Annotated in this window: 14 protein-coding genes; 11 read left to right on the plus strand and 3 right to left on the minus strand. The window is 45.4% G+C overall.

Annotated features, from left to right (window positions below; all coding sequences use genetic code 11):
- Positions 1-4: 4 nt before the first annotated feature.
- The gene (gene radC / locus BMX95_RS24720; RefSeq protein ID WP_081197146.1) at positions 5-697 is read right to left on the minus strand and encodes a RadC family protein; all 693 of its coding nucleotides are present in this window, start codon (positions 695-697) and stop codon (positions 5-7) included.
- A gap of 124 nt (positions 698-821) precedes the next feature.
- Here radC and BMX95_RS24725 point away from each other — a divergent pair, with 124 nt between their 5' ends.
- From BMX95_RS24725 to BMX95_RS24760, 8 genes are all read left to right on the plus strand, one after another.
- Entirely contained in the window at positions 822-1040 is a 219-nt protein-coding gene (locus tag BMX95_RS24725; RefSeq protein ID WP_090519609.1) for a hypothetical protein, read from the plus strand.
- Positions 1041-1179: 139 nt separating this feature from the next.
- Positions 1180-2130: a ribose-phosphate pyrophosphokinase gene (locus BMX95_RS24730; protein ID WP_081197144.1), complete on the plus strand. Its 951-nt coding sequence runs from the start codon at positions 1180-1182 to the stop codon at positions 2128-2130.
- A gap of 29 nt (positions 2131-2159) precedes the next feature.
- The gene (locus BMX95_RS24735) at positions 2160-2801 is read left to right on the plus strand and encodes a 50S ribosomal protein L25 (RefSeq protein WP_081197143.1); all 642 of its coding nucleotides are present in this window, start codon (positions 2160-2162) and stop codon (positions 2799-2801) included.
- A gap of 291 nt (positions 2802-3092) precedes the next feature.
- Entirely contained in the window at positions 3093-3671 is a 579-nt protein-coding gene (pth, locus tag BMX95_RS24740) for an aminoacyl-tRNA hydrolase (RefSeq protein WP_081197142.1), read from the plus strand.
- 148 nt (positions 3672-3819) lie between these two features.
- Positions 3820-4431, plus strand: a complete 612-nt coding sequence (locus BMX95_RS24745; protein WP_081197141.1) for a fumarylacetoacetate hydrolase family protein — start codon at positions 3820-3822, stop codon at positions 4429-4431.
- 172 nt (positions 4432-4603) lie between these two features.
- Positions 4604-6670 (plus strand): alpha-ketoacid dehydrogenase subunit alpha/beta, encoded by a 2067-nt coding sequence (locus tag BMX95_RS24750; protein WP_081197140.1) that lies wholly within the window; start codon positions 4604-4606, stop codon positions 6668-6670.
- 174 nt (positions 6671-6844) lie between these two features.
- Positions 6845-7534, plus strand: a complete 690-nt coding sequence (locus BMX95_RS24755; RefSeq protein WP_081197139.1) for a hypothetical protein — start codon at positions 6845-6847, stop codon at positions 7532-7534.
- A 180-nt stretch (positions 7535-7714) separates the two neighbouring features.
- Positions 7715-8665: a cation diffusion facilitator family transporter gene (locus tag BMX95_RS24760; RefSeq protein ID WP_081197138.1), complete on the plus strand. Its 951-nt coding sequence runs from the start codon at positions 7715-7717 to the stop codon at positions 8663-8665.
- Here BMX95_RS24760 and BMX95_RS24765 read toward each other — a convergent pair.
- A complete protein-coding gene (locus BMX95_RS24765) occupies positions 8662-9567 on the minus strand; it encodes a serine hydrolase (RefSeq protein ID WP_081197137.1) in 906 nt (301 codons plus the stop codon). The two genes, BMX95_RS24760 and BMX95_RS24765, sit on opposite strands and share 4 nt — an antisense overlap.
- Positions 9568-9661: 94 nt before the next feature.
- On the opposite strand from BMX95_RS24765, the gene BMX95_RS24770 reads away from it, so the two are divergent.
- Entirely contained in the window at positions 9662-10075 is a 414-nt protein-coding gene (locus tag BMX95_RS24770) for a response regulator (protein WP_081197136.1), read from the plus strand.
- Here BMX95_RS24770 and BMX95_RS24775 read toward each other — a convergent pair.
- Positions 10070-10891 carry a purine-nucleoside phosphorylase gene (locus tag BMX95_RS24775; protein ID WP_165758787.1) on the minus strand — a complete coding sequence of 274 codons (822 nt, stop codon included), beginning with the start codon at positions 10889-10891 and terminating at the stop codon, positions 10070-10072. The genes BMX95_RS24770 and BMX95_RS24775 overlap by 6 nt on opposite strands.
- A 148-nt stretch (positions 10892-11039) precedes the next feature.
- Between BMX95_RS24775 and BMX95_RS24780 the strand changes: the two genes are divergently transcribed.
- Positions 11040-12485 carry an arylsulfatase gene (locus BMX95_RS24780; protein ID WP_242672957.1) on the plus strand — a complete coding sequence of 482 codons (1446 nt, stop codon included), beginning with the start codon at positions 11040-11042 and terminating at the stop codon, positions 12483-12485.
- The gene (locus BMX95_RS24785) at positions 12482-13630 is read left to right on the plus strand and encodes a formylglycine-generating enzyme family protein (protein ID WP_081197133.1); all 1149 of its coding nucleotides are present in this window, start codon (positions 12482-12484) and stop codon (positions 13628-13630) included. The genes BMX95_RS24780 and BMX95_RS24785 overlap by 4 nt, the downstream gene beginning before the upstream one ends.
- The last annotated feature ends 81 nt before the right edge of the window (positions 13631-13711 follow it).

Consider the following 13711-nt stretch of genomic DNA (forward strand, 5'->3'; position numbering starts at 1 on the left):
CTAACTAGAGCATTCCGGCATCGGCAAAGCTGAAATAGCCGTTTTCGCTTACTATAATATGGTCAAAGAGGGAGATGTCGAATAGCCTGGCAGCCTCCTTCAGTTTTTTGGTAAGGTCCTGATCGGCCCGGCTGGGTTGTAAATTGCCCGATGGGTGATTATGGCAAAGGATCAGGCTGACCGCTTCTTCCAATAACGCCTTTTTTAAAATGATGCGGGGATCGGCCACGGTTCCCGTAATACCGCCTTCACTTATTATTTCAAAATGATTTATCCGGTTGCCCTGGTTCAGATAAGCCACGGCAAAAACTTCGTTTGGCAGGTCGCGTAACAGGGCCTGCAGGTAATTGGCTATGTCGCGACTGCTCTTTACAAACGGTTTTTCGAGGGATAGGGCGGCCTGCCGGCGGCGGCCCAATTCGAGGGCAGCCATGATAGCAATGGCCTTCACTTTGCCTACTCCTTTGACACTCATCATTTCCTGTATGGTAATTTTACCTAGTTCATTTAGGTTGTTCTTGCCCAGTCGAAGGACCTCTTTTGCCAGTTCAATGGCATTCTTTTGGCGATGACCGTTTCCGATGAGGATGGAGAGCAGTTCGGAGTCGCTCAAAGTGGCTGGATTTTTCCTTAGCAGCTTTTCCCGTGGTTGGTCGTCTTTAGCCCATTCTTTTATTGTAAATTTAGTTTCTTGCATAGTTCAAAAATTTCCTGTACTTTTCGGATAAATACTATAACCACAAAATGTGCGTTATGTACTAAGTACAGGCACTATTTATTTCAAAATCCAAATCTTTTGTAAATACTTAATCTATATCCCCATGAATAGAAAGACTACTTTAGCTGCTATTGGAGGTTATCAACCATTTCTTTTTTGCATAGGCATGTATTTTGTCGCCCTTTTCTTCTCCATTTTTATTTGTTCAGCTATTTTTTATGCATTCTATCCCAAAAAGATAGCGAAAGAAGCGGGAGAGAATCATAAAACAACTGCCATGACGCCCGGTGGTTCGAATATTTTGCTGACAGTAACCAAGTAAGCGCATTGTTTTGGGGATCTACCGATTAATCAGTTTCCGTTGAGTTCCTATTTAATTATCAAAGAATTAATTTTTTGTCCATAGGTTATCGGGCAAATCCCACGCTTCGCGTTATCTTCGCCGCACATTTTATCGCGGTATGCAAATGTCAGTCAAGATCTTTTCAGGTACAGGGTCACAATACCTGGCCGAAAAAATAGCCCAGAAATTCGGGGCCACCCTTGGAAAAATAACCATCTCGAAGTTCAGTGATGGAGAAATTCAGCCTGTATTTCAGGAAAGCATCCGGGGTGACATGGTTTTTTTGGTGCAAAGCACCTTTGCCCCGGCAGAAAACTTACTTGAGTTATTATTAATGATCGATGCCGCCCGGCGGGCTTCGGCCTATAAAGTGGTGGCTGTAATACCATATTATGGCTACGCGCGGCAGGACCGGAAGGATAAGCCCCGCGTGGCCATCGGTTCTAAACTGGTTGCCAACATGTTAGTGGCTGCCGGTGCCGACCGGGTGATCACGATGGACCTCCACGCTCCCCAGATCCAGGGATATTTCGACATCCCCGTAGACCATCTCGACAGTTCCGCTATTTTTATTCCTTATATCCAACAACTTCAGTTGGAAAACCTTACTTTTGCGGCCCCCGACGTGGGAAGTGCGAATCGTATTCGTGAGATCGCTTCTTATTTCAATGCTGAAATGGTAATATGCGATAAGCACCGTAAACGGGCCAATGAAATCGCGAGTATGGTGGTTATTGGCGACGTTACCGACCGGGATGTAGTATTGATAGATGATATTTGCGACACGGGTGGAACGCTGGCAAAAGCAGCCGGTTTGTTGAAGGAGAAAGGAGCGCGTAGTGTACGTGCATTGTGTACACACCCTGTTTTAAGTGGCAATGCCTACTCGAATTTAGAGAACAGTGTACTGGAAGAAATAGTAGTGTGTGATACCATACCGATGAAGCAAAAGATCTCGAAGGTGAAGATTTTAAGCGTTGCTGAATTGTTTGCTGTAGCTATTCGCAATGCGTATGAGAACAGAAGTATCACTGGGTTATTCATACACAGCCAAAGAAGAAACAGCTAAAAACAGGAATTTTTAAACAAACATAAACAATGAAAACAATTACAATCGAAGGACAACTGAGGACCGAAACCGGGAAAAAAGCCACCCGACAAATTCGCTCTCAGGGACTGGTGCCTGGTGTAATTTACGGCGGTACACAGGAAGTTGCTTTTTCAGCACCTGTGCTGGCTTTCAAACCCATCGTATATACTCCTGATTTTCTGTTAGTTGAAGTTAACGTAGCCGGAAAAAGCTACAAATGTATCCTGAAAGACCTGCAGTTTGACAAAGTATCAGATTCTCTGTCACACGTAGACTTCCTGGAACTGGTTCAGGACAGACCGGTAATTGCAACCATTCCTGTTAAATTTACCGGAACTTCTCAGGGGGTAAAAGATGGTGGCCGTCTTATTACCAAAGTGAAATCATTAAAGGTGAAATCACTTCCTCAACACCTGAAAGAGAACATTGAAGTAGATATTACCACGCTGGAACTGAATGGTAACATTCGTGTTGAAGATGTGAATGAGCCAAATTATGAGATCCTGAACTCACCGCGTATTCCCATTGCATCAGTTGTAATGACGCGTCAGTTGAAACAGGAAGAAGCTGCGGCACCTGCTGCTGCTAAAGGTGCGGCTCCTAAAGCTGCGGCACCTGCTGCTGCTGCAAAACCAGCTGCTAAAAAATAAGTTCAATAATGTTATTATAAAGCCCCGGTAACTCGGGGCTTTTAAGTCGAAATATAAAGGGGTCAGGTGAGTCACATGGGAACTGAGAGAAAGGGATCATTGACTGATTTGACCTTTTTTAATGTTCCTACCACCCGATTGACGTGCGACTCAATTTTGCGGTGACTTATTTGACCAATTTGATCCATTTGCCGGATTGCCTGATTTGACCCTTGACTCAAAAGCGGTTTTGATCATTTTTGGCCTTTTCTGCATGTAGCTTACCCCACCACCCATTATTCAACTATTGCCATGACGAGATTCCTGTTGATAGGATTAGGTAATATTGGAGAAGATTATGTGTATACCCGTCACAACATAGGTTTTGATGTAGTGGATGCATTTGCCCAAAAACACGGCGGCCTTTTTGGGGTAGGGAGGCTGGCACACATTTGTGAGATGAAGTGGAAGGGCAAAAAGTTGACGATCATCAAGCCTACCACCTTTATGAACCTGAGTGGCAAGGCGGTAAAGTACTGGATGGAAAAAGAATCGGTCCCTTTGGAACAATTATTGGTAATAGTAGACGATATTGCATTACCGCTTTCCCGTATCCGGCTTCGATCTTCGGGTAGTAGTGCCGGTCATAACGGATTGCGGAGCATCGAGGAGACCCTTCTTAACGATAAATACCCCCGATTACGATTTGGTGTCGGTAACAATTTCCCCAAAGGAGCGCAGGCTGATTTTGTACTGAGCCGCTGGACGCCCGAGGAATCGCCCTTAGTAAAACGAAAGGTTGAAAAATGTGTGGAGGTGGTAGAAAATTTTATCACTATTGGCATCGAACGAACTATGAATGAAGCGAATAAATTGGAGTTTACACTATGATTTGTTAATTTGAATCTTTATTTTCGCAATGCCAATATTTGTGGTAAGTAATATTCTGGTATTCAATATCTCTATGACCACGTACCCCCGGCTTTTCCAGGCGCATGAAACTTGAAAACAATTATCTCAATTAAACCCTTTGTTGAGTATGAAAATTTTCTGTGTAGGCCGTAATTATGTGGCTCACGCAAAAGAACTGGGTAACGAGGTTCCGGATGAACCTATAGTGTTTATGAAACCTAAGAGTGCATTACTGCAGGCTCATACCCCTTTTTATTACCCCGAGTTCACAAACGAATTACATTACGAATGTGAACTGGTATTGCGTATATCGAAGAATGGCAAATACATTCAGGACAGATTTGCCAGCAAATATTATGATGCAGTAACAGTTGGCATCGACTTTACTGCGCGCGACATTCAAAATGAGTTGAAGGAAAAAGGGTTGCCCTGGGAAAAAGCAAAAGCCTGGGATAATTCAGCCGTGATTGGCAAGTGGATCCCACTTACGAATGTCAAAAACAAAAAAGACATCAACTTCTGTTTATATAAAAACAAAGAACTGGTGCAACAGGGAAATTCAGGGCTCATGATGAACAACTTCGATAAAGTAGTGGCCTATATCTCGAACTACTTTTCAGTGAACATCGGCGACCTCGTATTTACCGGTACACCAGCGGGAGTAGGCGAATGTGTTGTTGGTGACGAGCTGGAAGCCTTTATCGAAGACGACAGCTTATTAAGTTTAGAGATCAAATAACAAATAGATCATCATTACAAGGAAATAGCCTTTCCCGATTCTTCGGGGAGGGCTTTTTTATTGTCTGAACCGGGTTTTGTGGGGCTTTACCATCCAAAAACTCATAAATCTCAAATTTCCCACTATCCCAGTCCAAACTAACATTTGTTATTGTTACTTTTGCCGGTTATCTATGATGCACACCGATACATTATTGAAGGCTTACCGGCTCATGTGTACCGCAAAAGCCATGGCCGATACCTATGAAGCAAACCGCGCCATTTGCAAATACGTTCATTCAACGTCACGAGGCCATGAAGCCATTCAATTGGCTGCCGCCTTTCAATTACTCCCCTGTGACTATATAAGCCCGTATTACCGGGATGAGAGCATTCTGCTGGGTTTGGGCTTTTCTCCCTACCAGTTAATGCTGCAGCTGCTGGCCAAACGCGACGATATCTTTACCGGCGGCCGCGAATACTATTCCCACCCCAACTACCGCGGTACCGATAAACCCACTATTATACACCAGAGCAGCGCTACCGGTATGCAGGCCATCCCCACCACCGGCGTTGCACAGGGTATCAATTACCTGGAACAGATCAATTCCCATAAATTAATAAAAGGCCCCAATGGCGAATTACCCGTGGTAATTTGTTCACTGGGCGATGCCAGTGTAACAGAAGGCGAGGTGAGCGAAGCATTCCAGTTTGCAATTCTGAAAAAACTGCCCGTGATTTACCTGGTACAGGATAACAACTGGGGCATAAGCGCAACCTCGGAAGAAGTACGTGTTATGGATGCTTATGATTATGCAGCTGGCTTTCCCGGCCTCGACCGGGTACGAATCGATGGCAGCAATTTTGAAGAAAGTTTCGATACCATGCACCGTGTGGTGCAATACGTTCGCCAGCATAGAACACCTTACCTGGTGCAGGCCAAAGTACCGTTATTGGGCCACCATACCAGCGGTGTGCGCAGGGAGTTTTACCGCACCCCGGAAGACCTGGAAAATCATGCAGTGAGTGATCCCCTGCCCAAATTAAGGTTGCGTTTATTACAGTTTGGCATCGACTCCCAGCAATTACAAAACATAGAAAAAGAAGCGTGGACAGCCGTAAACGAGCAGTTTCAACAGGCGGCTGAAGCACCAGATCCAGATACGGCCACTGTAACAGACCATGTTTTTGTACCAACACCTGTTACTGAAGAAAAAGGACAACGGCAACCGGCCGGTAATGAAAAGATCATTATGGTGGATGCAGCCCTGTTTGCCATCAGGGAAATAATGGAAGATTACCCCGAAGCCTTATTGTACGGCCAGGATGTGGGCCGGCGCCTGGGTGGTGTTTTTCGCGAGGCGGCCACACTGGCGGAAAAATTCAGCGATACCCGCGTTTTCAATACTGCTATTCAGGAGGCTTACATCATCGGTTCAACCGTGGGCATGAGCGCCGTAGGCGTAAAACCAATCGTGGAAGTACAATTCGCCGATTATATCTATCCCGGCTTTAATCAGTTAGTAACAGAGATCTCTAAATCGAGCTACCTGAGCTGTGGTAAATTTCCTGTTTCAACAGTAATACGCGTGCCTATTGGCGCTTATGGCGGCGGTGGGCCCTATCACAGCGGCAGTGTTGAAACAACGTTGTTATCTGTCAAAGGAATTAAAGTTGTATATCCCTCCAATGCGGCAGATATGAAAGGGTTGATGAAGGCCGCATTCCTGGATCCCAATCCGGTAGTAATGTTGGAACATAAAGGATTATACTGGAGCAAAGTGCCGGGAACCGAAGATGCAAAAACAATTGAGCCGTCCCGGGATTATGTGTTGCCATTAGGGAAAGCAGCAGTGGTTATAGCTGCGGATGAAGTGAACGTTACTAACGGTGAATCCTGTTGTGTAATAACTTATGGCATGGGTGTGTACTGGGCAAAGGCTGCTGCGAAGCATTTCCCGGGCCAGGTGGATGTGATTGATTTGCGTACGTTGTACCCACTTGATGAAAATCTCATTTTCGAAAGGGTAAAAAAACATGGTAAATGTTTGGTAGTTACTGAAGAACAGCAGAACAACTCCTTTGCGGAAGCACTGGCCGGAAGAATTTCCTATACCTGTTTTCAATGGCTTGACGCACCTGTTACCGTTATGGGCGCATTAAATGTTCCGGCAGTGCCGATGAATATGCAATTGGAACAAGCCATGTTACCTAATGGTGAAAAAGTGGCTGCAAAAATTAAACAGTTATTACTCTCGTAAAAACGAGCAAAATATACTCTACTAGATAAATTTACTTCTTCTCTTATTCTACAAGATAAGTAGGTTGTATCGTACATCCTATCCTTCTGCCGTTTATAATATTTTAACACGGGGCGTATAATAAAAATTGTCTTATTTACGTAGAGTTACGTACTTCAAACCACCTAAGCAGCCATGAAAAACAGATATCTGAAAGGTGCCCATCTTTCCGAGCGGAAAGTTCGGGAACTTATTAAATTATTCTCAGAAGATCTGACAGCCACACAGATCGCCAACATCACGGGAATTAGCCGTATTACGGTAAATGCGTATTTCAAGCTGATTCGTACGCACATCGCAAAGTTTTGCGAGGAAAGAAATCCATTTCAATTCACCAATGGAACGGCCATTTATCTTGCGTCGGAAAATGGGGGTATTGCCAGCAATGGCGATGCCGCTAAGAAATCGTTTTACGGCATATTTAAAAACGATGAAACCATTTACACCGACAAAATTGCCAACATCGATTCGGAATGGATGTACGATTGGTTAAAAGGAAAAACGGAAGGCGAACGCGACATTGTTGAAAAACATCGCCTGCACATGTACAACGGCATTGCCGATTTTAACAGTATTCGCCTGTACCGTACCAACGATTCGGTATCAGGGGTAATCCGCGGCAAATCGAACATCGATGAAATTGATCTGTTCTGGGGCATGCTGAAATCGCGGTTGATAAAATTCCGCGGTTTAAACAGCGGCACCCTGCACCTGCACGTAAAAGAAACGGAGTTCAGGTACAACTACAGGGAAAACGATTTATTTGAGCTGCTGATGGAAATTTTGCACAAACGTCCGTTGCATTATTCAAAAGCAGTAAGATAATTGCGGTAGCCCCTGATCAGACGGGGCGCCGCGAGGACTTTCTCCGGGGATTTTTTTCTATAGCCTATCGCAACTCATCCCTGGAGCATATAAAACCAGTTGCGGTAATAGAATTTTTCTCATGTGACTCGCGGGTAGTGTCTACTACCCGCTCTTTTTATTTTCCTGTAACTTTGGGCAATGGCGCACGATCATTCACACCATGACCACTCCCATGCCGTATCGTTCAATAAAGAAAGCCTGAAGGCCTTTCAGCTGGGTATTGGCCTCAATATAGTGTTTGTGGCGGTGGAAATAGGGGCTGGCCTCACCTATAAATCCATGTCGCTGTTGAGCGATGCCGGGCATAACCTGGCAGATGTTGCCAGCCTGCTGCTTTCCTACATTGCCTTTAAACTCGCCCACAAACAGGCTACCATCCGGTATACTTACGGATTTAAGAAAACAACCGTATTAGCGGCCTTTTTAAACGCCCTGCTGCTGCTACTGGCAATTGGAATGCTGGGGTACGAATCGGTACTTCGCCTGCAGTCGCCGCCCGTTGTAGAGGGTAGTGGCATTGCCTGGGTGGCTGCACTGGGTATTGTAGTGAACGGCGTATCTGCGCTGCTTTTTTTCAGGCATAAAGACACCGACCTGAATGTAAAAGGCGCCTACTGGCATCTGCTGGCCGATGCCCTGGTTTCGGTAGGCGTGGTTATTGGCGGAATTGTAATTTCCTACACCGGTTGGTACTGGTTAGATCCTGTGATTGGACTGGCGATCATGATCATCATATTGATCGGCACCTGGTCGTTACTAACCGATAGCTTTAATATGTCGGTAGATGGCGTGCCCGCAGGCATTGAGCTGGATGAAATAAGCCGTGTTATCTTATCTGTTGGGTATATCGTGAACGTACACCACATTCACATTTGGCCAATAAGCACCACCGAGAACGCGCTCACCGCCCATGTGATCATCGATGACGGCCTGCCTTTCGATGAAAAATTAAAAGTGATCCAACAGCTCAAACATGAGTTGATGCATCACAACATTCACCACAGTACTATTGAACTGGAATCGAAAACCATACATTGCCCCGATGAGAACGAACGGTTGGAACAACAGGCGCAACAACACTTACATTAAGATTCCCTGGGAGTGATCACATAGTTGTAGATCATTTCCGATACTTCTGCCATTGCTTTTTTAGCGTTGGCTTCGTTCTGCAGGTTTTTTGATAAGATCACCAGTACGTATTTTTTTCCATTGGGCAGAAACACGATTCCTGAGTCGTGTAGAACGTGGGAGATATTCCCCGTTTTGTGTGCCACCTTAACATCTTTTGGTAAGCGGGCAGGAATGATGTCGTTGAATTCCTGGTTTAATAAGATTTTAATCATCGCCTGTGAAGAAGCGTTGTCTACTATTTCACCCTGCGCCATCTTTTCATAGATCACCAGCAGATCGTTTGCAGTGGTAACATTATTCAAACCTTTATCGAATGCTTTTGAATCTTCCACACCCCGCAGCACCTGTATTTTATCAGCACCCAGCTGCCGCATGGTTTGTGTAACATTATGTGCGTTTACCAGTTCTATTACCATATTGGTGGCCAGGTTGCTGCTTCTGATGATCATGTCATATACCAGGTTATACAGCGAATATTTTTCACCCAGGTGCTGGTACAGCGTTGTGTCACTGTCGTCATGGGCATTCAGACTGAACGCACTGTTGTCGACTATACTGCTGAATAAATTTTTAAGTGCAAAGGAATCGTTCAATGAGAACCTGCCTGCTGCAGCCTGTTTGTATACTTCAATCATAACAGGCGTTTTCATGGTACTGGCCGCATGAAAAAAATCCTGGTCATTAAGCAACAACATTTCTCCAGTAGAAAGGTCTTTGAACGCCACAGCAAAATTACCCGGTTGTTCAGCCAGTTTGGAACTGATCTGATCTTTGAGTTTATCTATTGACATACGATTGGTGCAGGCGCAAAACAGGAACAGGCTGCCAAGCAATAAGAAAGTTTTGGGATAATAGGTCATAACCGGTAGTTATTGAACCGAAGATAATAGAAAATGTGAAAAAAAACTTACCTTGAACAGGACGTAGGCTATCACATTTCAGAAACTAATCTCAATGCTTCAAAATCAACTGCTGTTTTTGGTGGATGACGACCTGGATGATCATGAAATATTTAAATCAGCGCTGGAAAAGGTTGATTCAGCCATTCAATTATTGGCGGCTACCAATGGTTTAGAGGCCCTGACCATGCTCTCAATTGCCAACAAATTGCCCGACTATATTTTTGTCGACCTCAATATGCCCCGCATGGGTGGTTTGCAATTTCTAAAAGAAATAAAACAAACCCACCACCTCAAAGACGTTCCGGTAATCATTTACACCACCAGTTCAAACCCGGTAGATATTCTCAGAACAAAAGAATTGGGCGCGGTAACGTTTATTACAAAACCATCCCGGTTTTCAGAACTCTGCAGTTTTTTGCGGTCGTTGATCAATGGTCAGTCAACAGCCACTATACAAACACTATAATTGTTCAATAACGCTTTTGAATACGGAACTCAGTTTTACGTCGGCTTTGGCGGCCACAGCAATTATTTCATCGATATTCACGGCATGCAGGTTGTCGGGATCACATTCGTCGGTGATCACACTAACGGCTGCACAGGACAGTCCGATCTGATTGGCAACAATAACTTCTGGTACCGTGCTCATACCTACCATATCAGCGCCGATCACGCGAAGAAAACGGTATTCAGCCCTTGTTTCCAGGTTAGGCCCGGGCACGGCCACATAAATGCCCTGTTTCAGTGGAACTGCCAGGTCAAGCGCCGTTTTAATAAATACTTTGTTTAAACGGAGGTCATAAGGCTGGCTCATGTCTGGGAACCGGGGCCCCAGACCGGGTTCGTTTACGCCGCGCAGGGGATTTTCAGGTTGCAGGTTAATATGGTCGGTCAGTAACACAAGATCGCCCTTTTTGTACTCGGGGTTCATGCCGCCGGCAGCATTGCTCAACAACAGGCTGGTTACACCTAATGCCTGGAAGACCCTTACCGGAAAAGTGATCTGTTGCATGCTATAACCTTCATAATAGTGAAAGCGGCCCTGCATGATCAGTATTTTTTTATCGCCAAGGCTGGCGAGGCTGAGTTTACCTTTGTGCGATTCAACAGTAGAGGTGGGAAAATGCGGGATCTCATTGTAAGAAATTTGCCGGATCACTTCAACCCGGTCAATAAAAGAACCCAGGCCGGTGCCCAAAACAATAGCGGTGGAAGCGCCGGTGAATCCTTTCTCTTCTAAAAACTGGGCTGTTTGTTTAATTTTTTCAATGATTTGGTTCATCCCGTGATTTTTTTTCAAAATAAAGTAATCCAATGGTTATTTACTAGCATTTGAATATTTTTATTCAATAGTGTATTCTTTTTCAGAATATGATCTGTATTGTTAATTCTATTAATTTAGTGGAGTAATAACAGATCAATCAATGCCAATGAAAATGAACAAATCATTTGTTAAGATCGCCTTCTCTGTTTTAAGTGTATTGTTCCTGTGCCAGCAAAGCGATGCCCAACAGGCAAAGACAGCCAAACCCAATATTATTTTCATCCTTGCAGATGACCTGGGCTATGGCGATCTGGGTTGTTATGGACAAAAGCTGATACAAACGCCGCATTTGGATGCCATGGCTAAACAAGGCACGCGGTTTACGCAGTTTTATGCCGGCACAGCCGTATGTGCACCCTCCCGTTCATCTTTTCTTACTGGTCAACATACAGGGCATACCCCCATTCGGGGCAATAAAGGAGTGCAACCGGAAGGACAATGGCCCATACCCGATACGGCCGTTACCATTGCAGAAGTAATGAAGCAGGCAGGTTATGCCACCGGCGATTTTGGAAAATGGGGGCTGGGCCCGGTAGCCTCCTCAGGCGATCCAATTAAACAGGGATTCGATGCATTCTATGGATACAATTGCCAGTCGCTGGCACATGATTATTACCCTGATCATTTATGGGAAAACGATACGCGGGTTGACTTCGCCGCCAATACACCAGATCAGCCAACTGATTACTCGGCAGACTTAATACACCAGAAAGCGCTGCAGTTTATTGATCAGCATAAAAGCAATCCATTTTTTGTATTTCTCTCTTATACCCTGCCACACGCTGCCTTACAGGTGCCCAACGACAGTTTATTTGAGAAATACAAAAAGCTACTCAATGAACACTCCATTCCGGTACCCAAATGGAATGGCAAAGGCTATGCGCCACAGGCGTTTCCCCGGGCTGCTTATGCCGCTATGGTAGGCCGGCTGGATGCATATGTTGGACAGATCCTGCAAAAATTAAAAGAAGATGGTATTGATAAAAACACCCTGGTGATCTTCTCAAGTGATAATGGTCCGCATAAGGAAGGCGGCAATGATCCGGATTACTTTAACAGTAATGGCCCATTACGGGGTATTAAAAGAGACCTGTACGAAGGCGGCATGCGGGAGCCTATGATCGCCTGGTGGCCCGGTAAAATAAAAGCGGGCGGTACTTCCGATTATGTAGGCGCCTTCTGGGATCTTTTACCCACGTTTGCCGAACTGGGTCATGCCCCGAAACCTAAAAACATCGATGGCATTTCAATTGTACCGGCCTTGCTGGGACAAAAAAATGCACCCATGCACCCCTGGTTATATTGGGAGTTTCATGAGCAGGGCGGTAAACAGGCCGTGCGAATGGGAAAATGGAAAGGCATAAAATTAAATGTAACGGAGCAGCCCAATGGACCTATAGAGTTGTATGACCTGACAACAGATGAGGGCGAGCAAAATAATGTGGCTGATAAACACCCGGATGTAGTGCAGCAGATCCGGACAATTATGCAACAGCAACACCGGGAGAGCCCGGATTTTCCTTTGTTTACAAAATCAGCAAACGCAGAATGAGATTGACAGGTAAAAATAGCAGCAGCGTAATCGCCATATGTGCCGTAGCTATAGTAGCAGTAATTGCAGCATGTAACCAATCAGGCGGTAAAGTAGCGGCAAGAACAGATAGTATCCCTAAAGGCGATACTATTATGTCCTGCACCTCGAACCTGCCATCGCGTTTTGCGGCTGCCACTTCAACTGATTCAATTGTTGCCAATGGCAAAAGCTCCTATGTCGGGATGGTGAAGATCCCCGGTGGTGATTTTCAAATGGGAGCTGCAGATAAGGAAGGCAGACCGGATGAATATCCGCAGCATGCCGTACACGTAGATGGCTTTTATATGGATGCTACCGAAGTAACCAATGCGCAGTTCATGGAATTTGTAAAAGCCACCCACTATTTAACAACCGCAGAACGTACACCCGATTGGGTGGAATTACAAAAACAACTGCCGCCAGGCACACCCAAACCGGCCGACAGCCTGCTGGTGGCAGCTTCACTGGTATTTACACCGCCGGTACATGCTGTTGCATTGAATGATGTAAGCCAGTGGTGGCAATGGGTGAAAGGGGCCGACTGGAAACACCCGGAAGGGCCGGGCAGCAACTTAAAAGGAAAAGAGAATTATCCTGTAGTACAGGTTTCCTGGGACGATGCCATGGCGTACGCAAAATGGGCGGGCAAGCGATTGCCAACAGAAGCGGAGTGGGAGTGGGCTGCCCGCGCAGGGTTAGCCAATCAAACCTATACCTGGGGCAATGAGCCTGTCGAAAAGGGACAACCGAAAGCAAACATCTGGCAGGGACATTTCCCTGATCGTAATACGGTGGCTGACGGGTTTGCGCGGGTGGCGCCGGTTAAGTCATTTGCCGCCAATGCCTATGGCTTATATGATGTGGCCGGTAATGTATGGGAGTGGTGTTCCGATTGGTACCGCTCAGATTATTATGCCCAGGTGGCAGCAAAGAAACTGGAGAACCCCACCGGGCCTGCCGCCAGTTACGATCCTGATGAACCCACTGTTCCTAAAAGAGTGGTGCGCGGTGGTTCATTTTTGTGTCATGCATCTTATTGCGCCAGCTATCGTGTATCGGCCCGGATGAAAACTTCACCTGATACCGGTCTTGAACATACAGGCTTCCGGTGCGTAAAACAGTAGATAGCAGAAAAAAATATTTGAGCAGGGCTCTTTTTAATTTTGCAAAATCGTTTTAGATGTGTAACATTGTTACGGATTTAT

The organism is Niastella yeongjuensis, assembly GCF_900110245.1.
Taxonomy (GTDB): Bacteria; Bacteroidota; Bacteroidia; order Chitinophagales; family Chitinophagaceae; genus Niastella; species Niastella yeongjuensis.